The 19,135-nt window shown below is 63.1% G+C and carries 15 protein-coding genes; 4 read left to right on the top strand and 11 right to left on the bottom strand.

The genetic code is table 11. From position 1 onward, the window contains the following. Nucleotide 1: 1 nt before the first annotated feature. The 4 genes from EV679_RS06940 to EV679_RS06925 all read right to left on the bottom strand — a co-directional run bounded on the left by EV679_RS06940 (nt 2) and on the right by EV679_RS06925 (nt 5,488). Complete coding sequence (locus EV679_RS06940; RefSeq protein WP_068368915.1) at nt 2-1,486, bottom strand: ABC transporter permease; 1,485 nt, start codon at nt 1,484-1,486, stop codon at nt 2-4. A 9-nt stretch (nt 1,487-1,495) separates the two neighbouring features. Continuing rightward, entirely contained in the window at nt 1,496-2,473 is a 978-nt protein-coding gene (locus EV679_RS06935; protein ID WP_068368918.1) for an ABC transporter permease, read from the bottom strand. After that, nucleotides 2,470-4,707 carry an ABC transporter substrate-binding protein gene (locus EV679_RS06930; RefSeq protein WP_068368920.1) on the bottom strand — a complete coding sequence of 746 codons (2,238 nt, stop codon included), beginning with the start codon at nt 4,705-4,707 and terminating at the stop codon, nt 2,470-2,472. The genes EV679_RS06935 and EV679_RS06930 overlap by 4 nt, the downstream gene beginning before the upstream one ends. A gap of 76 nt (nt 4,708-4,783) precedes the next feature. Further along, the gene (locus EV679_RS06925; RefSeq protein ID WP_165389984.1) at nt 4,784-5,488 is read right to left on the bottom strand and encodes a thermonuclease family protein; all 705 of its coding nucleotides are present in this window, start codon (nt 5,486-5,488) and stop codon (nt 4,784-4,786) included. A 407-nt stretch (nt 5,489-5,895) separates the two neighbouring features. Here EV679_RS06925 and EV679_RS06920 point away from each other — a divergent pair, with 407 nt between their 5' ends. Together EV679_RS06920 and EV679_RS06915 are read left to right on the top strand one after the other, a co-directional pair. Next, on the top strand, nt 5,896-6,747 hold the full coding sequence (locus tag EV679_RS06920) for a YoaK family protein (protein WP_130486833.1): 852 nt from the start codon (nt 5,896-5,898) through the stop codon (nt 6,745-6,747). A gap of 84 nt (nt 6,748-6,831) precedes the next feature. After that, nucleotides 6,832-8,712, top strand: coding sequence for an ABC transporter ATP-binding protein (locus EV679_RS06915; RefSeq protein ID WP_068369422.1), 1,881 nt, complete (start codon nt 6,832-6,834; stop codon nt 8,710-8,712). Between the two features lie 262 nt (nt 8,713-8,974). Here EV679_RS06915 and adhP read toward each other — a convergent pair whose 3' ends face one another. Then, nucleotides 8,975-10,003 (bottom strand): alcohol dehydrogenase AdhP, encoded by a 1,029-nt coding sequence (gene adhP, locus EV679_RS06910; RefSeq protein ID WP_068368927.1) that lies wholly within the window; start codon nt 10,001-10,003, stop codon nt 8,975-8,977. Between the two features lie 175 nt (nt 10,004-10,178). Continuing rightward, a complete protein-coding gene (exaC, locus tag EV679_RS06905) occupies nt 10,179-11,705 on the bottom strand; it encodes an acetaldehyde dehydrogenase ExaC (protein WP_068368929.1) in 1,527 nt (508 codons plus the stop codon). A 246-nt stretch (nt 11,706-11,951) separates the two neighbouring features. On the opposite strand from exaC, the gene EV679_RS06900 reads away from it, so the two are divergent. After that, a complete protein-coding gene (locus EV679_RS06900; protein WP_068368932.1) occupies nt 11,952-14,108 on the top strand; it encodes a sigma-54-dependent Fis family transcriptional regulator in 2,157 nt (718 codons plus the stop codon). Here the strand turns inward: EV679_RS06900 and EV679_RS06895 are convergent. Both EV679_RS06895 and EV679_RS06890 read right to left on the bottom strand, forming a co-directional pair. Beyond that, nucleotides 14,105-14,554, bottom strand: a complete 450-nt coding sequence (locus EV679_RS06895; protein WP_130486832.1) for a hypothetical protein — start codon at nt 14,552-14,554, stop codon at nt 14,105-14,107. The genes EV679_RS06900 and EV679_RS06895 overlap by 4 nt on opposite strands. Beyond that, nucleotides 14,551-15,114 (bottom strand): VUT family protein, encoded by a 564-nt coding sequence (locus EV679_RS06890; RefSeq protein ID WP_130486831.1) that lies wholly within the window; start codon nt 15,112-15,114, stop codon nt 14,551-14,553. Before EV679_RS06890 ends, EV679_RS06895 begins: the two co-directional genes overlap by 4 nt. 313 nt (nt 15,115-15,427) lie before the next feature. Between EV679_RS06890 and EV679_RS06885 the strand changes: the two genes are divergently transcribed. Next, nucleotides 15,428-15,790, top strand: a complete 363-nt coding sequence (locus tag EV679_RS06885; protein WP_165389983.1) for a VanZ family protein — start codon at nt 15,428-15,430, stop codon at nt 15,788-15,790. Nucleotides 15,791-16,116: 326 nt separating this feature from the next. Here the strand turns inward: EV679_RS06885 and EV679_RS06880 are convergent, their stop codons facing one another. From EV679_RS06880 to EV679_RS06870, 3 genes are read right to left on the bottom strand one after another with little or no spacing between them, the layout of a single operon-like run. Beyond that, complete coding sequence (locus EV679_RS06880) at nt 16,117-16,347, bottom strand: hypothetical protein (protein ID WP_068368941.1); 231 nt, start codon at nt 16,345-16,347, stop codon at nt 16,117-16,119. A 10-nt stretch (nt 16,348-16,357) separates the two neighbouring features. Beyond that, complete coding sequence (cydB, locus tag EV679_RS06875; protein WP_130486829.1) at nt 16,358-17,491, bottom strand: cytochrome d ubiquinol oxidase subunit II; 1,134 nt, start codon at nt 17,489-17,491, stop codon at nt 16,358-16,360. Between the two features lie 17 nt (nt 17,492-17,508). Beyond that, a complete protein-coding gene (locus EV679_RS06870; RefSeq protein WP_130487088.1) occupies nt 17,509-19,086 on the bottom strand; it encodes a cytochrome ubiquinol oxidase subunit I in 1,578 nt (525 codons plus the stop codon). Nucleotides 19,087-19,135: the final 49 nt, after the last annotated feature.

Below are 19,135 nucleotides of genomic sequence, written 5' to 3'. Positions count from 1 at the left end.
ATTATTCCCCTTGCACCGCGCGCGCAGCCCGCTGGCGTGCCAGTGCCCGGCGCATCCGCTGGCGGCGCGGGCTGACATGGCTGCCATTCGGGTCGAAAGCATCGCGTACCGCATCGGCAAACAGATTGGCAGCCAGCACCAGTGCCAGCATGAAGCCGAATGCGGTCAACAGGTTCCACCACACCATCGGATCACGCGACATTTCCAGCCGCGCCATGTCTATCATCGAACCAAAGGAACGCGTGGTGGCATCCACGCCTATGCCCAGGTAGGACAACACGGCTTCATAGAGCACCAGCCCGGAAAACTCCAGGACGGCAGTAATCAGGACAATATGCGTCACATTGGGCAGAAGATGGCGTAGCATGATGCGCCAATGCGAAACGCCAAAGGCGCGCGCCGCCTGCACGTATTCCAGCTCACGCAACTTGAGCGCCTCAGCCCGCAACAGGCGGCACAGCCCGGCCCAGCCCGTCAGCCCCAGCACCATGCACAGCAGGAACAGGCGCAGGTCCGCGCGCTCGGCAGCCGTGCCATACAGTTCCGGGTGTCGGTCGATGAAGCCCTGCATCAGCAGTACGCAGGCCGCGATCAGCAGCACTCCCGGAATGGACGTCAGAATGGTGTAGAGATACTGGATGACGGTATCGACCCGGCCTTTGAAGTAGCCGGCTGCAATACCAAAGAACAAGGCTGGCGGCAACATGGCCATCAGGGTCAGGAACCCGATGACCAGGGCCGTGCGCAGGCTCTTCAATGCCTGCCAAAGCACATCGTTGCCGGTCCGGTCCGTTCCCAGGACATGGTAGCCCCCGGCCAGGCTGACGGCCAGCGCCACCAGCACCAGCAGCACGCCGGCCGTGCACCATAGCGCCAGCCAGGGGTAGGCCGTGCGTCTTGCCAACACGTCCGCCCCGGCCTGGCGCCAGCCGCCGGCACGCCGGCCCAGCACCAGCAGCCCCGCCACGGCCAGCGCCACAGCGGCCAGAATGCCTGCCCCGGCGCCGATTGCCAACCGTCTGGCAATATCGCCGCCCCGCTGCGCAGGCGGATCCTCCAGATGCGCGCCGCCATGGCGCAGCCGCGGAAAGTCCCGTACCGTCACGCCATCAAGCAGCAAGGATTCCTTGGTGAACTGGTAGGCTGCCAGAGGCGCGGAATAGGTTTTTTCCGTTGCGGCCAACGCCGTACCGTCCAGCAGCAGGTCCAGCGCAGAACGCACCACCGGCGCGTAATTGGGCGCGGCCCCCGCAGCCGCGCCCGGCGCTGGCGGCAATTGCGGGCGGAAATGGATGCTATCGAGCAAGGCAATACTGCCGAACACCACCAGCACCAGCGCCGAGCAGGCTGCCGGCGCCCGGCGAAAGACGGCACGCCAGCTGGCACGCAGCGCCGGCAGGCGGCGGGCCCGCCAGCTGTAGATCAGAATGAAGGCCAGCACCAGGAACAGCGCGGCATCGGTCCAGAGCAGAACGAACTTGGGCATGCGTGGCGCCTATTGAAAACGGACCCGGGGATCGGCCAAGGTATATGAGATGTCCGCAAGCAGTACGCCCACGATGTACAGCGCTGCCCCCAAAAACACCATGGCGCGCACGACGGCAAAATCCTGGGCATTGATGGCGTCGATGGTGTAGCTGCCCAGGCCCGGAATGCCAAAAAAGGCCTCGGCCACCAGGCTGCCCATGAACAGCAGGGGAATGGCCGATACCGCCCCGGTCAAGATAGGCAGCAAGGCATTGCGCAGGACATGGCGGAACAGCACCACGGTTTCAGACAGGCCCTTGGAACGCGCCGTACGCACGTAGTCCTTGCCGATTTCTTCCAGGAACAGGGTGCGATAGAAACGCGCTTCCGGCCCCAGGCGTGCGATAACGGCCACCAGTACCGGCAACGCCAGGAAGCGGATCATGTCGGCGCCCGGCTGATAGCCCGAATAAGGCACCAACTGCCAAACCTTGGCAAACAGCCACTGCCCGGCAATGATGTAGAACAGGCTGGAAATCGACAACAGCACCACGCACAGCACCACACCCCAGAAATCCAGCCGCGTCGCCCGGAAGAACACCAGCAGCAGCGCAAAGACGATACTCGCCGCCATGCCGAGGATGAAACTGGGTATGGCCAGGGCCAGGCTCGGGCCGATGCGATCCCGGATTTCCCGGCCGATATCCCGCCCGGCATCCGACTGGCCGAAGTCCATGACCAGCAAGGGAGCCGAACGCGTGTAGAAAATAGTGTCAGTCAGCTTGGCGCTCCCCTGCGCCTCAGTGTTGTAGAACAATGGCTTGTCATAGCCATGCGCCGTCTTCCACTGTTCGACCGCCTGCTGGCTGATGCGCTGTCCGCCTATGGCCATGCGCGCCATGTCATCGGTGCTGTTGACCCAGAAGAACAGCAGGAAGGTCAGCAGGTTGACCCCGATCAGGATGAGCACGCCATGCAGCAGCCGGCGCAAGGTATAGGCCATCATGATTGCTTGCCTCCGGCGGGCCGAGCCGCCTGATGATCACGGCGACGCAGCGCCCACACGGCCAGCAACGCCCCCAACGCCACCAATACACCGGCCAGCCATAGCGGCCACCATGAGGGCGCATTCCAGCGCGCCACGTGCTCCACGCGCTGCGCCACGTCCACCCGGAGATACGGCAGGTTGTTACGCACCATCTGGGTGGGCTTGGCGTTGTGCAACCACTGGTGATAGGCGCCGCCGGACATCGGGAAGTAACCGAACATCCAGGGTGCATCACGCTGAAGAATCACGACCATGCGGTCGATCAACGCTTTTTTCTCCGGGCCATCATCAAGGAAACGCATCTGTTCGAACAGGGCATCGAATTCCGGGCTGGCATAGTTGACGGCGTTCTCACCGCCAAAGGCCGCCTTGCCGTTGGGACCGTACAGCATGAAGAGAAAATTCTCGGCATCCGGATAATCCGCCACCCAACCCCACATGAATATCTGCGCGCTGCCATTGCGCATTTTTTCCTGGAAGCGGTTGAAGTCGGTGGCTCGCACCTCCAGTTGCACTCCCAGCTTGGCAAGCTGGCGGCGGTACCAGTCTTCGGCCGGATTGGAACCCACGCCCGTCATGGAATCGTAGAACAGCACCAGCGGCCTGCCGGTTTCGGCATCCCGGCCATCCGGGTAGCCGGCTTCGGCCAGCAGGCGCCTGGCCTCTTCGAGCGACTTGCGCACCGGCTTGCCATCGACGATATCGTAGACCTGCGTATTGATACCGTCCGGGCCGTCGTCATACCCAAGCACGCCCGGCGGCACCGGCCCCTGCGCCACCAATGCCTGGCTGTTCTCGAACAGGGCCACGTATTCTTCCCAGTCGAAGGCGATGCTGATGGCCTGGCGCAGCTTGCGGTTACGCTCGGCCTGTTCCGGGGTGTCCCCCTTGCCCACCACCGGATCGTTCCAGTTGAAGCCTATGTACCAGATCGTCGTCTCCACCGTGCTGGGCAACTGGATACCGCGTTCGGCGTAACGCGCAGCCTTGTCGGCCGAATCGCCAGCCGCCACGCGCATGGCAACCCCCAGCTCGCCGCGCTCGATCTGCGGCAGGTCGTAATAGCCCTGCATGAACTTGCCTGTCAGCGGGATCGCTTCCTTTTCCATGCTGAACACCGCTCGGTCCACAAACGGCGTCATCTTGCCGCAGTCATCAAGCAGCCCGGCTTCCTGGTCACCGGGCTCGCCTTCGCACGGATAGGGTTCACCCCGGAAATTCGGATTGCGCTGCAAGACATGGCGCCGGTTGCGCAAGGATTCAGCCAGGTAGTATGGCCCGGTGCCCACCGGCCAGCTATCCAGCGACAGGTCACGCTCGGCCATGCCCGGCTGATGATAAAAGCGGTCAGCCTCCCAGGGGACAGGCGCCAGGAAAGTCATGGCCAGCCAGTACTTGAACTGTGGATACTTGCCTTTGACTCGTACGCGCAGGGTATGGTCATCCAGCGCCTCCACCCCGGAAAAACCGTACTGACGCAAATCCAGCCAGGGCTGTTCGCGCCGGTCGGCGGCGGGTTGCTGCTGGCGAAAATCCGCCAGCAGCTGTGCATAAACCTGCTTCAGGCGGGCGCCGTAATCTTCCATGCCTTCGACGTGCTCCGCCATGACAGAGAAAATCGGTGACGCCAACCGGGGATGGGCCAGCCGCCGGAAAGCATAGACATAATCGTGCGCAGTCAATTCGCGCGTGCCGGTTTCCGGAAAATCAGGCACGCCCGTGACCATTTTCAGGTCTGCCTGGGCAACCGGCCAATAACGGTAGGCGCCATCTTCGGTGCGGGCAAAAGCCGGATGCGGCTGAAACAGGATGCCCGGACGCAGGCGGATGTCATAAACACTTTCGGCGATGCGATCGCCCGGCGCATCCGGCGGCAGGCGCTGGCCGTCCGCATCGTAATAAACGGGTTCGCTGATGGCCTCGGCGGCACGCGGAATCAGCTCATAGGGACGCTTCAGATAGTGATACCCGTAAAGCGGCTCATAGATGTTGTAGGTATAGGGGGTTTCATCCGTGGCGTAGGATTTCGCCGGGTCCAGCGACTTGGGAGAACGGGAAATAAAAGTGGTGTAGAGCGTATTCTGCTCCATGGCGCCATCGGCATACGGACTGTTCACCGGCGCGTGATCGCACCCCGCCAGCCCAGCCACGGCCGCCAGCGCCGCCCCCCACCGCGCCCACGATGCTCCCATCCCCTTCCCCCTAGAACAGACTGTCACGCCCTGTTTTTATCCTGCAGGCCCTAGCCGGCCGAACAATGCCTGCCGCTCAGCATTTCCCCTGTTGCCAGCAATCATAGCGCCATACCCAGGGGCGTATCGCTCCGCTGTCTGCCCAGATGCCCAGGCCATCGCGCTGCGCCTGCTGCTCCAGCACCAGTACATGCCGGTCGCGCAGGTGCTTGCCCTTGCCTTGCTGGTTGGCCCAGGCATAACCCGCCGCCACCATACGGCGATTGGCGCTATCGTTTTCGCCCAGCATGACATCGCAGACATCGCGCCCGTACTGATCTTCTTCGTAACAGCGCAGCTTCAGGTTCCTGCCGGCCACCAGGCGGTCCAGTTCGCGCCGGGCGGCAACGCCATGCGGCTGGCCGGGACGTGCGGCGCCGTCTCCTGTTTCCGGTGCGTCGATATTTGCCAGGCGGATACGCCGCTGGGGCTCGCCAGCCGGCCGCAAGGTCAGCGTATCGCCGTCCGCGACATGGACGACCTGGCCCTGCAAGTCATAACGGTACTGTCCCTGGGGCAATGCAGGCCAGGACCCGTCTGCCACGGCCGGACGCCTGTCCGGCCCGGCATCCGGCTGCACGACGTCCACTACCCGTTGTACCAGCCCCTGCCAATCCCCACCCACGCACCAGGCCAGAAAAGCCAACAGGAGCGCAACCAGCGACGCGCCACCGGCACGCGGAATCTGCCGCCTGGGCCGGGTATCAGATGAAGTACGGGAGGAAGTTTTCTTGGAACGCATGCCGGCTCGGCCTGTAAAAACGCCATGGCGAGGGTAAGGGAATCGCGGAAACAACGCCAGGTCGGGCGCTCGCACCGTCTTCAGGCAAATGATGATAGCACCACGCCCCGGCATTCCTGCCCCTGCAGGCCATCCCCTTCTTCCAGCCTGAAGGCCTGCCGCCGACAGGGCGCTCCAGGCCGATGCCTGCATGGCGGCCAGACCTCATACCGGCAAGGAACAAACACGCCGGACAAGCCGCATCGCGATTGTCGCGCCACAAACAGCGGCAGCCGGCCCGGAATGCTGCACTGCAGGCAGTGCGCTCCTATAATGACAAGCGAAAACCGAACTGTCGCAGCGCGTCGCCACGGCCCCGCCGAGGCAATACGCTCCCGTTCCCGTTGCTCTCCGCTTTTGGATGGGTCATGTCGTTGCGCTACACACACTGGACCGACACGCGTCGTACGCCACAGAACGACGCGCGCCTGGGCGCGTGCCTGGCTTTCGTAGCTGGCGCGGCGAATGCTGGCGGCTTCCTGGCTGTCGGGCAGTACACCTCGCATATGTCGGGCATGGTGTCGGGCATCGCCGACCACCTCAGCGCCCGCAACCTGGAACTGGCACTGGCCTGCGTCATCGCCATCTGCGCCTTCCTGGCCGGCGCCATCACCACTTCCATCCTGGTCAACTATGCCAGGCGGCGGCGCCTGCATTCGCAATATTCCATTCCCATGCTGCTGGAAGCCGGGCTGCTCTTGCTGTTCGGCCTGATCGGCGCGCAGATCGCCCGCCAGGTCAGTTTCCTGCAACCGCCCACCGTCGTTTTGCTGTGCTACATGATGGGCCTGCAGAACGCGCTCATCACCAAAATCTCCAATGCCGTCATCCGCACCACCCACGTGACAGGCATGGTGACCGACATCGGCATCGAGCTGGGCAAACTGTTCTATATCAATAGCCCCAAGGCCACCGGTCGCGGCCAGGGCCGTGTGGTCGCCAACCGGACCAAACTGGTCCTGCACAGCAAGCTGCTGCTATCCTTCCTGGTCGGCGCCATGACCGGCGCATTCGGCTTCCAGGCCTGGGGCTACTCCATGACGCTGCCGCTGGCTTTTTTCCTGCTGGTGCTCGCCATGCCTCCGCTCTGGAGCGACTTGCGCGTGCGCTGGCGCGTGCGTCATTACCACCCGCACCCCGAACACCCCGGGCCAGCGGCGCCTGACAGCGCCGCCGAACCAGAACCGCCCGCCGTACCGCAAGCCGAATCGCGCCCCTGAGCGCGTCACTCGCAACCCTGGCCGTCGCGGGCCATGCATGGCCGCCGCCATGCCGCGAACCGTTTTCCCATTTCCGAGCACCGCATGCCAAAACAGACCAAGCCGTCCCTGTTCAAACGCTTCGAAGACCTGATCAATCCGTTCCGGCCCGCGCCCGATATCGCTCCGCCTGATTCCGTCGGCGCGTTCTACCGCTTCTACCTGAAACAGGTCTGGCACTGGTTCGCCCTGTTGCTGGTGGTAGGCCTGGCCGGTTCGCTGGTAGAAGTCGCGCTGTTCAGCTTCATCGGCCAGATCGTCGACATGGCGCAGTCCACCCCCAAGGAAGACTTCTTCTCGGTACACGGTCCTGCCCTGCTGACCATGGCAATCATTGCGCTGTTGGTGCGCCCGGTGCTATCCGGCCTGCACAACCTCATCGTGCACCAGACCATCAATCCGAACTTCACCACGATGATCCGCTGGCAGAACCACCGCTATGTCCTGGGGCAAAGCCTGGCCTTCTTCCAGAATGACTTGGCCGGCAGGACTGCCAGCCGCATCATGCAAACGTCATTGGCGCTACGCGATTCCTCGGTGCAGATGGTGGACGCGCTGTGGCGCATGGTGGTGTATTCCGGCAGCGCCATCTATCTGTTCGCTCAGGCAGACTGGCTGCTGACCCTGCCGCTGCTGTTCTGGCTGGCCTGCTACATCGGCATGCTGTCCTATTTCGTGCCGCTTGCGCGACGCCGTTCGGCCGCCTCCGCAGCCGCGCGCGCCAAGCTGCTGGGCCGTATCGTCGACAGTTACACGAACATCAGCACCCTGAAGCTCTTTGCCCATACGCGCCTGGAAGAACAGCATGCCCAGAGCGCCATGGCCGAACAGACCGCCAAGGCGCAAATGTCCGGCCGCGTGATCACCGCCATGGATTTCGCGATTACCAGCCTCAGCGGCATCTTGATCGCCGGGACGGCGGGGCTTGCCATCTGGCTCTGGCACACCGGCCAGGCTTCGCTGGGGGTCATTGCGCTGTCAACCGGGCTGGTCATCCGCATCAATACCATGTCCGGCTGGATCATGTGGGTCGTCAGCGGTATTTTCGAGAACTTCGGCGTGGTGCAGGATGGCCTGCGCACCATCGCCCAGCCACGCTCGGTCGTGGACGTCCCGGATGCCAAACCGCTTACGGTGACCCAGGGCGATATCCGTTTCGACCATGTCCAGTTCCATTACGATGCACGCCACCCGGTATTGCAAGGCGTGGATCTGCACATCAAGCCAGGCGAGAAAATCGGCCTGATCGGTCCGTCCGGTGTCGGCAAGTCCACACTGGTCAACCTGCTGCTGAGGCTCTATGACGTGCAAGGCGGCCGCATTCTGGTCGACCATCAGGATATTGCGCTAGTGCAGCAGGACAGTCTGCGGGAACAGATCGGCATCGTGACCCAGGAGCCTTCGCTGCTGCACCGATCCATCCGCGAAAACCTGCTGTATGGCCGCCCCGGCGCCAGCGACGCAGAATTGCTCCAGGCACTTGCACAGGCCAGCGCGGCCGACTTCGTACCCAAGCTGAGCGATGGCGACGGACGCCAGGGCCTGGACGCCTATGTTGGCGAACGCGGCGTGAAACTTTCCGGTGGACAGCGCCAGCGCATCGCCATCGCCCGGGTACTGCTGAAGAATGCCCCCATCTTGGTGCTGGACGAAGCCACCTCGGCGCTGGACTCCGAGGTGGAAGCGGCCATCCAGGACAGCCTGGACGTACTGATGCGCGGCAAGACGGTCATTGCAATCGCGCACCGCCTGTCCACGATTGCCCGCATGGACCGGCTGGTCGTGCTGAACCAGGGGCATATCGTCGAAAGCGGCACGCATGCGGAGTTGCTGGCCCAGGGTGGCCTGTACGCGCGCCTGTGGGAACGCCAGAGCGGCGGCTTCGTGGCGCAGTCGATAGACGCGACCGAGAGCAGCGACGCCTGAGACAGGCCAATGCCGGGCATCCCGCCCGGCAATCGCCATCTCTGTCTCAGCCATCACCTGGCGTGGCACCAAGCACTTGGCACCGCCCCTTTCGTGCTGCCCGAGGCGGTAGCAAAGGCGCCATACACGCCACCACACCGTGCAGCACATCCACTGAAAAAATCATGAAAATGCCCCCGTGCAGGATAGCCGGGGGCATTTGCCTCATAGCGCCGATGCGCCGACTGGCCTTGCGCCAGCGCTCGCCGGGGATAGACGTCCGTCAGGCAGCCAGGTCAAGGACGACCCGGCCGTTGATCTTCCCGTTGCGCATGCGGTCGAACACATCGTTGACGTTTTCCAGGCGGTCGGAGGCCACGGTGGCCTTGACCTTGCCTTCGCCTGCGAAGTCCAGGGCTTCCTGCAGGTCCAGGCGGGTCCCTACGATGGAACCGCGTACCGTTGTGCCGTTGAGCACCATGTCGAAAATGGAGAGCGAAAATTCACCCGGCGGCAGGCCATTCAGCGCGATCGTGCCGCCACGGCGCGTCATCCCCATGGCCTGCTGGAATGCAATCGGCGACACTGCCGTGACCAACGCGCCGTGCACGCCGCCCACTTCACGCTTCAGATAGGCTGCCGGGTCGGTATTGCGCGCATTGACCGTGACCGTGGCGCCGAGCTTGCGCGCCAGTTCCAGCTTTTCATCATCGACGTCGACTGCCGCGACATTCAAGCCCATGGCCCGCGCATACTGCACGGCCACATGCCCCAGGCCGCCAATGCCGGAAATCGCCACCCATTGCCCGGCCTTGGTGTCGGTCATCTTTAGGCCTTTGTAGACCGTCACACCCGCGCACAGGATGGGCGCGATTTCGATGAAGTCGACATTCTTCGGCAGCAGGCCGACATAGGACGCATTGGCCAGCGCATACTCGGCAAATCCGCCATTGACCGAGTAGCCCGCATTCTGCTGCTTTTCACACAGTGTTTCCCAGCCGCCCAGGCAGTGTTCACAATAACCGCAGGCGGAATACAGCCACGGGATACCGACACGGTCGCCTTCCTTCACGTGCGTCACGCCCTGGCCCACAGCCACCACGTGGCCAACGCCCTCATGGCCAGGGATGAAGGGCGGATTGGGCTTTACCGGCCAATCGCCCTCGACGGCGTGCAAGTCGGTATGGCATACGCCGCAAGCCTCGATCTTGACGAGGATGTCGCCCGGGCCCGGGCGCGGCACTTCCACTTCTTCAATCTGCAGGGGTTGGCCGAAAGTGCGCAGGACTGCCGCTTTCATTGTGCGTTGCATGGATAAGCTCCTTGAACAAACCAGACTCCATCATGGACAAAAGCCCGACGGGGCGCATTGATCCCCGTCATGCCGTCCGCCACAGTCATTTGCGGCGCTTTCCAATGCCGCAAACCACGTGCAGGCGGGCGCCCCCGGGGCCGCAACCCCGGGAACCCTTGCCTGCTGTCATGCCTTAATAGAAGCCCAGTGCGTTCGGGCTGTAGCTCACCAGCAGGCATTTGGTCTGCTGATAGTTCGACAAAGCGACTTTGTGGGTTTCGCGGCCAATGCCGGATTCCTTGTAGCCTCCGAAGGCAGCATGCGCCGGATAGAGGTGATAGCAATTGGTCCAGACGCGGCCTGCCTGCACGCCGCGCCCCACGCGGTAGGCCTGCGAGCCATCGCGTGTCCAAACGCCAGCCCCCAAACCGAAGGACGTGTCATTGGCAATGGCAATGGCTTCGTCCTCGTCCTTGAAAGTGGTGACGGCAGCCACCGGCCCGAAGATTTCCTCCTGGAAGATGCGCATATCGTTCTTGCCCAGCAGCAGCGTCGGGCTGATGTAGTAGCCCTCTTCCAGCCCGCCATGCAGCGCGTTGCGCGCGCCGCCGATCAGGCATTCCGCCCCTTCGTTGCGGCCGATGTCGATGTACGACAGGATCTTGTCCATCTGCACCTTGGAAACCTGTGCACCCACCATGGTCTGGCGGTCCAGCGGGTTGCCGGTCTTGATGGATTTCACGCGGGCAATGGCCTTTTCGATGAAGCGTTCGTAGATGGACTCCTGGATCAGGATGCGCGACGGGCACGTGCAGATTTCCCCCTGGTTCAGGGCGAACATCGACAGGCCCTCCAGCGCCTTGTCCAGGAAAGCATCGTCCTTGTCGAGCACGTCGGCAAAGAAGATATTGGGAGACTTGCCGCCCAGTTCCACTGTCGCCGGAATCAGGTTCTCCGCCGCAGCGTGCAGGATGTGGCGACCGACCGGCGTGGAGCCGGTGAAAGCCACCTTGGCGATGCGCTTGCTGGTGGCCAGTGCCTCGCCGGCTTCCTTGCCATAGCCATTGACGATATTCAGCACACCAGCGGGCAACAGCTCACCGATCAGTTCCACCAGCACCAGGATGGAGGCCGGCGTCTGTTCTGCCGGTTTGAGCACCACCGGGCAACCAGCGGCCAGGGCCGGCGCCAGCTTCCATGCAGCCATCAGGAGTGGGAAGTTCCAGGGAATGATCTGGCCGACAACGCCGATGGGCTCCTTGAAGTGATAGGCGACCGTGGTGCTGTCAATCTCGGAAATGGCGCCCTCCTCGGCGCGCAGGCAACCCGCGAAATAGCGGAAGTGATCGACGGCCAGCGGAAGGTCCGCCGCCAGGGTTTCGCGCAGCGGCTTGCCGTTGTCTATGGTTTCGGCGACCGCCAGGCGCTCGAGGTTCTGCTCGATGCGGTCGGCAATGCGCAGCAGGATATTGGAACGTTCCGCAGCGGACGTCCGGCCCCAGGCCGCACGTGCCGCATGGGCGGCGTCCAGCGCCAGTTCGATGTCCTGCGCGTCGGAACGCGGCACACTGGTAAAGGCCTGGCCGGTGATGGGCGAAATGTCCTCGAAGTAATTGCCTGCCACCGGCGGCACCCACTTGCCGCCGATATAGTTTTCATACTTCTTCTTGAACGGAAATTCGACATCCAGTCCCAGCTTCTTCAAATCTGACAGATCCATGCCTCTTCTCCTTTAACGGTTCGGAACCGCACCATGCGGCGCCGCCCTTGTACAGACATGAGCAATTAGCGTGCCAGAAAACGCTTCTCGTTTTCCGCCCTAGCGTATGCGCAGGTTTAAGGCATAATTTGCTTATGACGTTCCGCAGCCCAGGCAGGCTGCAACGCCGCAATCCGCGACACTGCAACACATTCCGCGACAACAACTGTCGCAGAATGCGACACTGTTTCAGGGGAGGCTGTAGAGATGACGTTCCATTTCGCCACTGCACCACAAGCCGAGCCATCGTCGGCGCCGGTGCTGCGTTCCTGGCAGCGCTGCATGGCGCGGGAATCCGATATGCAGCCGGATCCCGTGATGCTGGTGCGCGGCGAGCTGAACGTGCGCCTGGCCCAGCATGCCAGTCTGCTGCAGGCAGCCCAACCCGAAATCGACACGCTCTCCAACATGGTGGGCCGCCATGCCGGCATTGTGCTGCTGGCCGATGCCACCGGCGTCATCCTCCAGACGGCAGGCAACGCCAGTTTCCTGCAACAGGCCGAAAGCGTGGCCCTGCAACCCGGCGTCAGCTGGGCCGAGCAGCACCGAGGCACCAATGCCATCGGAACGGCCTTGCTGGAAAACACGCCGGTACGCGTCCATGGCGCCGAACACTATCTGCACTGCAACCGCATCCTGAGCTGCCACGGCGCCCCGGTGTGGTCCCCGCGCGGTGACCGCATGGGAGTGCTGGACATTTCCGGCGCCGCATCGCAATTGCATGACTACGCACTGGGGCTGGCCTCGCTGTGCTCGCGTCTCATCACCAACCGCATGATGCAGCAAAGCCTGGCCGGCCGCGAGTTGCTGGTATTCCAGCGCCAGCCTTCGCTGCTTGAATCCACCGAACGCGCCATGCTGCTGCTGGACGACGGCCATATCGTCGGCGCCAATGACCTGGCCCTGACACTGCTGCGGGCATCCTGGCAGGACCTGCTCGACCAACCGGCGCAACAGTGGGTCGGAGACTGGCGCCAGTTGGGGCAGGATGCCGCAGAATTGCGCTCGCCGCTGGGGGAACGCTTCTACGCCTGCCTGTTTCGCACCGGCAAACGGGTGGCCAGCACCTTACCGGCTGCTGGCAACGCTGCCCACAATGCCGGCAGCCGCAGCGACAGCAGCCAGTACAAGCCCGCCCCCACGGAGGCGCGAACGACATACGGCCAGGACGCGGCCTTATCCAGCACGGAAAGCACATCTGCCGAGCGGGAGCAAATGCCGACACCGGCGGCGCCCGCCGCCAAGGAAGAACGAGCCGTCACACCGCGCCGCCATCCGGCCCTGTCTGCCGACCTGGCGCTGGACCCGCAATTGGTGTCACGTTTCGATGCAGTGCGCCGCGCCTTTGACGGTGGCCTGGGTGTATTCCTGCACGGGGAAACAGGTGCGGGCAAGGAAATTTATGCTCGCCGCCTGCATGCCGCGAGCCGCTGGCGCGACGGCCCGTTCGTCGCCGTGAACTGCGGCGCCCTGCCTGAATCGCTGATCGAGGCCGAACTGTTCGGCTACGAAGCCGGGGCCTTTACTGGTGCACGCCGCAACGGCGCCCGGGGCCGGCTACGGGAAGCGGATGGCGGTGTCTTGTTCCTGGATGAAATCGGCGACATGCCGCTGAGCCTGCAAACCCGCCTGTTACGCGCCCTGCAGGAACGCGCCGTGCAGCCTCTGGGATCGGACCGGCTGGTGCCGGTGGAATTCGGTCTGATCAGCGCGACCCATCGCGACATCGGCACACTGGTGCAATCCGAACAGTTCCGCAACGACCTTTTCTACCGCCTGCACGATCTGCGCGTGAACCTGCCGCCATTGCGGGAACGCCCGGACTTGCGCAGCTACCTGTGCAGCGCGCTGCGCGCCACAGCGGGCGACGCCATGCCCCTGACCCTGGATGACAGCGCCCTGGACCGCCTGAGCGCCCATGCCTGGCCCGGCAACTACCGCGAACTGCATGCCTTCCTGCGTACCCTGAGCGTGATGAGTGCGCCGGGCAGCGTCATCCGGGCCGAAGATGTTTCTGCGTTCCTGCAAAGCACGGTCCTGCCTGCCAGCCCCGCTACGACAGGCCCTGGTGCAACGCCAAGCGCTCCCCCACATGCCGCCGCCGGCTTCAATCCCAGCCCGGTCGGCGGTCCAGCCACGACCGACAAAGTCGACGTCCCTGCCACGGCGGCAGCATCCCACGTGCAGGCCACCGGCGCCAGCGGCCTGCGCCAGGCCACCATTACCATGATCGAGCAGGCCCTGGCAGCCTGCAGCGGCAACGTCACCCAGGCGGCGCGCCGCCTGGGCATCCATCGCAGCACGATCTACCGCTACCTGGAGCGCCATCCGCGCGCAACCTTGCGGCCGGGCTTCGCCCGCTAGGCCGGCCGTTTTCCAGTGCGCGGCAAGCGTCCGGCCTGCACCCGCGTGCGCACGGTCTGGCCCAGGGCCGGCAGCACAAAGCAGCCTTCGACTTCTACCTGGTGACCGAGCACGTGCGCACAATCGCGCGCGACCACCTGCGTCAGCATTTCCACATCACGAACCAACCGGTGCCCGATGAATGCGCGGATATATGCGCCCAGCGAGAACACCTCCAGAAAGCGTGTCCGGCTGCGATAGCGGATACGCAGGCATGAACCAGCGCCCGGATTGTGCGAAGCCGGGCACAGTTCAGGCAGCACCAGTTCATGCTCCTGCCAGGTGCGCAGCATGGGCGCAGGATTGACGATAGTCTTCAACACGGCGCCGGTATCCGGTGTCCGGTAATCCCCAGGCGAAGACGGAACCAGGGTATGGTCAGACGGCACATCGGCTTGATTGCTCATGACACATCTCCTGGGCAAGCAGGCAGGGCTGCAGGCACGCTGCGGCGCCGCCCTATCTGTATGAAAGGCAGCCAGGCCAGTGCTGTGGCAATCAGGAACTTGCCGATGACATCCGCATAGATGATCTGCGCCATATCGTAGGCGCTCATGGCACCGGCAAACGCCAGCAACGTGAAGGCCGTACTGTCCAGCGGCACGCTGACGGCATTGCTTGCCAAAACACGGGCATGCCAGCGCCGATGACGCAGGCGCTGGAACATGGCAGTATCCGCCAGCTCCCCAGCCAGCACGGCGGCAAAGGATGCCAACAGAAAGCGCGGGGCCAGATGGGCGATGAACTGTCCATACACGGTCGTGACCAGCAAGGCCATGGCAATGGCCGCGTAAACCGTCGGCAAGCCATAGCCATGCAGACGGTCGCGCAAGGTGAAGACTGCAGCGAAAAAAATGGAACCGATACTGAACAGGCCGAACCAGGGCAGCTCGATGAAGCTATCCAGAAATACGTTGGCCAGCAAAATGGCGCAAACGTACGCAGCCAGCCAAAGGGCGCGCAACATGATGGAGACTCCTAGCCCGCCACCGGAAAATGGTCCGGCGCGGCGCGAAACAGGAACAGCGCGACAGAGGGCGAGAGCCCAAGCCGCAGAACCCGCATTCTAGCGCAAGCGCCCTGCGGCCACCTGCTTGTAACCAGATTCCATCCTGCCCCTGGCCCGGACGGGCCTCATGCTACGATCCGGCACAGGCCAGCCGTTCTGCGCTGGCCCGCCTGCCGACAGCCTGGCCCTTTGCCCGTCCCTGACGCGATGCGCCCAGGCTGCCCGGCTTGCCCATGACCGTTTCCTGCTTCCGCTACTGACTTCCTTTTTCATGGCTCAATCAACGCTCGACAGACTTGCGCTGGCCGCCACCCTGGCCTTACTGGTCATCATCAGCTTCCTGACGCTGGCCTCCCCTGGTTCCCTGCCGCGCGTGGCTGGCGGCGACAAATTGCATCATGCCCTTGCCTTCGCTGCCCTGGTCTTTCCTGTGGTCGTGGCGCGCCCTGCCTGGGCGCTGCGCGCTTTCATCGGTGCGGTCGCGTACGGCGGCCTGATCGAACTGGTGCAGCCCAGCTTCGGACGCGCCGGGGAATGGGCCGACCTGATCGCCGATACGATAGGCGCTGCTGCCGGTGTCGTCCTGGCCTGGCTGACGCGCTGGGTACTGCCCATCCGCAGCAACGTTGCCTGAACACTTTCCGACCAGGCATGGCGTAGCCCAAGGCACACGCTTTGGCTCCCCCCCCCCCAGGCTTACGGCCCCAAGCGGCAAGCGGCAAGCGGCAAGCGGCAAGAATAGAACAAAAAGGCGATCCGGCTTTTATTGCCCGGACCGCCTTCTTTTTTACCTGCTGCCTGTGTGGCAAGCCTGATTGAGTCTGTCTGATGAAGGCCGCCTCATGAAAGCGCCCCCATGGAACCGACTTCATAAGGCCTGCTTTATGGCCCCCGCACCATTGAACACGCCTTGGCAGTTAGGCCTCGGGGCGCTGGCCTGACTGGCCAGCGCCAACCACCTCAATAGCCCGAAGTTTCCTTGGCTACCTTGGCTTTGCCCGACGCGCCGCTCTCGGCGGCTTCTTCCTGCGCTTCGAACAGAACACCGCCCAGAGCTGCCACCAGGATCATGAACCCTGTGCCCAGAAGCCAGGAAAAATACCATGGCCCGTAGTCGCCCAGCACGATCGCCAGAAGGATGACGATCACTGCGAGAACTCCGGCCACGATGAAACGTGCAAGTACCGACATGTCCGCCTCCTTACAAAGCGTGGTGAGAGTTTTCAACCTGCTTGGCATCGACCTTGCCACGCATCACCCAGAACGCCCAGCTCGTATAGCAGATGATGAGCGGCATGAAGATCACGGTAAAGCCCAGCATCCAGCCTTGCGTCACAGCGCTGGCACCGGAGTTCCAGACCGTCAGGCTATGCGAGGGATGGGTGGACGACGGCATCATGAACGGGAACATGGCTGCGCCAGCCGTGCCCAGCACGCCAACCCAGGCCAAGGCCCCCAGCCACCAGCCCAGCAGGTCACGGCGCGCGCGCAATGCCAGCAGGCCCAGTATGACGCCGATATAGGTCAGCGCCGGCAGGAGCCACAGCACGGGGTACTGGCTGAAGTTGGCCAGCAGGCCGCCAGGCACGCGTTCCACCGTCTGGTGCAAAGGCGTCTGCGCCGCCGCAAAATCCGGGCTCTGCACGATGCGGAAACCATCCATGCCCGAAACCCAGAAACCACCGATGGTGAACAGCACCAGCGCGACCACGCCGCCCCACAGCGAGGCACGGCGTGCACGCACCGCAACTTCACCCGCGCTGCCGCTCATCAGCATGGCGCCGCCCATGTAGATGGACATGGACACCGATACCAGGCCGCAAAGGATGGCGAACGGATTGAGCAACTCCAGGAAACTACCGGTGTAATAGGACGTCAGGCGCCAATCGAAATGGAACGGGACGCCCTGCAACACGTTGCCGATAGCTGCGCCGAAAATCAGCATGGGCACGAAACCGGACACGAACAGGCTCCAGTCCCAGGCGTTGCGCCAACGTTCGGACGGCATCTTGCTGCGGTACTCGAAACCCAGCGGACGCACGATCATGCTCCACAGCAGCACCAGCATCACAATATAGAAGCCGGAGAAGGCAGTGGCATAGACCAGCGGCCAGGCGGCAAAGATGGCGCCGCCGCCCAGAATGAACCAGACCTGGTTGCCGTCCCAGTGCGGGCCGATGATGTTGAGCGCCACCCGGCGTTCGGCATCGGTACGGCCCACGAAGCGCAGCAGCGTGCCGACGCCCATGTCCATGCCGACCATGACGGCCAGCCCGATCAGCAGCACGCCCAGCAGTACCCACCAGAGTACTTTCAGTACGAGATAAATCTCCATGACGGATCTCCTTGATCTCAGGACGCAACGGCTGGCGCCGGTGCGATGGACTGGGTGGACGTCTCGGGCTCGGGGTCGTCAGGCCCCTTGCGGATGGACCTCAGCATGAGGAAGATCTCGATCACCGCGAAGATCGTATAGATCACGACAAAGCCCACCAGGGAGACGATCATGTAGGTCAGGCTGTGCGTGGATGCCGACAGCCAGGTCGGCAGCACCTCATAGACCGTCCAGGGCTGGCGGCCCACTTCTGCAACCAGCCAGCCCATCTCACAGGCCAGGAACGGCACGGGAATCATCCAGACCGCGCCACGCAGGAACCAACGGTAATGATGCACCTTGTTGGCCAGGGTCAGAATGATGGCCAGCAGGAAGTAGCCCAGCATCAGCAGCCCCAGCGCCACCATGACACGGAACGACCAGAAGATCAGCCAGACCTCGGGAATCGTGTCCTTGGCCGCCTTGTCGATATCGGCTTGCGTGACACGCGACACATCGCCGTCAGGGGCATAGCGTTGCACCAGGAAACCATAGCCCAGGTCGGCCTTGTGCGCTTCGAACTGCGCCAGCGCCTCGGCATCCGTCGGATCGGCGCTCAGGCGTTCCATCGCCTTCAATGCCGGAATCCCGCCCTGGATCCTGAGCTTGGCCCGTTCTTCCAGCACATCGGCCGCGGGTACGGTGCCATCGAGCGAGTGCGTCACCAGAATGGACAGCATGGCCGGAATCTTCAGCGCCCACAGATTGCGCTGTTCTTCCTGTGACGGGAAAGCGATGGCGTTGAAAGACATCGGCGCTTCTTCAGTTTCCCACAGGGCTTCCATGGCCACCAGTTTGGTCGGCTGCGCATGGGCGCCCACGAAACCCAGTGCATCGCCCAGCGTGAGCACGCCCGCCGTCCCCAGCACGCCAAACAGCGATGCAATGCGGAAGGAACGCTTGGCCAGGTCCATATGCCGGTTGCGCAGCATATAGAAGGCACTGACACCACAGACGAAGATTGCAGCCGTCACATAGCCCGCCAACACCGTATGCACGAACTTGGCTTGCGCATCGGGGTTAAAGAACAGATGGAAGAAGCTTTCCAGCTCCATACGCATGGTCACCGGATTGAAAGCGGCGCCTTGCGGGCTTTGCATGAAGCTGTTGGCCACCAGAATCCACAGCGCCGACAGGTTGGAACCCAGCGCGACCAGATACGTCACGATCAAGTGCTGCGCGCGGCTCAGCTTATTCCAGCCGAAGACCATCAAACCGATAAAGGTGGACTCCATAAAGAAGGCCATCAGCCCTTCCACGGCCAGCAGCGCGCCGAAGGCGTCGCCCACGAAACTGGAATAGAAGGACCAGTTCGTACCGAACTGGAACTCCATCGTCAGGCCGGTCGCCACGCCCAGCGCAAAATTGATCATGAAAAGCTTGGCCCAGAACTGGGTCATGCGGCGATAGACTTCCTTGCCCGTGGCCACATACACCGTCTCCATGACGGCGATGAGGATGGACAGTCCCAGGGTCAGAGGGACGAACAGGAAGTGATAAAGCGCAGTTGCCGCGAACTGAAGCCGCGACAAATCGACCACTGCATCATCTACCATCACGTTTACTCCTTGTGATAAAGGATCCCGGAAAAGGCGGGACCGGCCC

It is taken from the genome of Kerstersia gyiorum (genome assembly GCF_004216755.1).
Classification (GTDB): Bacteria; Pseudomonadota; Gammaproteobacteria; order Burkholderiales; family Burkholderiaceae_B; genus Kerstersia; species Kerstersia gyiorum.
This window is presented reverse-complemented; position numbering and strand designations above follow the sequence as displayed.

Coding starts and splice junctions, on each gene's coding strand:
- EV679_RS06940 (WP_068368915.1), bottom strand. CDS start 1,486: ATGCCCAAGTTCGTTCTGCTCTGGACCGATGCCGCGCTGTTCCTGGTG.
- EV679_RS06935 (WP_068368918.1), bottom strand. CDS start 2,473: ATGATGGCCTATACCTTGCGCCGGCTGCTGCATGGCGTGCTCATCCTG.
- EV679_RS06930 (WP_068368920.1), bottom strand. CDS start 4,707: ATGGGAGCATCGTGGGCGCGGTGGGGGGCGGCGCTGGCGGCCGTGGCT.
- EV679_RS06925 (WP_165389984.1), bottom strand. CDS start 5,488: ATGCGTTCCAAGAAAACTTCCTCCCGTACTTCATCTGATACCCGGCCC.
- EV679_RS06920 (WP_130486833.1), top strand. CDS start 5,896: ATGTCGTTGCGCTACACACACTGGACCGACACGCGTCGTACGCCACAG.
- EV679_RS06915 (WP_068369422.1), top strand. CDS start 6,832: ATGCCAAAACAGACCAAGCCGTCCCTGTTCAAACGCTTCGAAGACCTG.
- adhP (WP_068368927.1), bottom strand. CDS start 10,003: ATGCAACGCACAATGAAAGCGGCAGTCCTGCGCACTTTCGGCCAACCC.
- exaC (WP_068368929.1), bottom strand. CDS start 11,705: ATGGATCTGTCAGATTTGAAGAAGCTGGGACTGGATGTCGAATTTCCG.
- EV679_RS06900 (WP_068368932.1), top strand. CDS start 11,952: ATGACGTTCCATTTCGCCACTGCACCACAAGCCGAGCCATCGTCGGCG.
- EV679_RS06895 (WP_130486832.1), bottom strand. CDS start 14,554: ATGAGCAATCAAGCCGATGTGCCGTCTGACCATACCCTGGTTCCGTCT.
- EV679_RS06890 (WP_130486831.1), bottom strand. CDS start 15,114: ATGTTGCGCGCCCTTTGGCTGGCTGCGTACGTTTGCGCCATTTTGCTG.
- EV679_RS06885 (WP_165389983.1), top strand. CDS start 15,428: ATGGCTCAATCAACGCTCGACAGACTTGCGCTGGCCGCCACCCTGGCC.
- EV679_RS06880 (WP_068368941.1), bottom strand. CDS start 16,347: ATGTCGGTACTTGCACGTTTCATCGTGGCCGGAGTTCTCGCAGTGATC.
- cydB (WP_130486829.1), bottom strand. CDS start 17,491: ATGGAGATTTATCTCGTACTGAAAGTACTCTGGTGGGTACTGCTGGGC.
- EV679_RS06870 (WP_130487088.1), bottom strand. CDS start 19,086: ATGGTAGATGATGCAGTGGTCGATTTGTCGCGGCTTCAGTTCGCGGCA.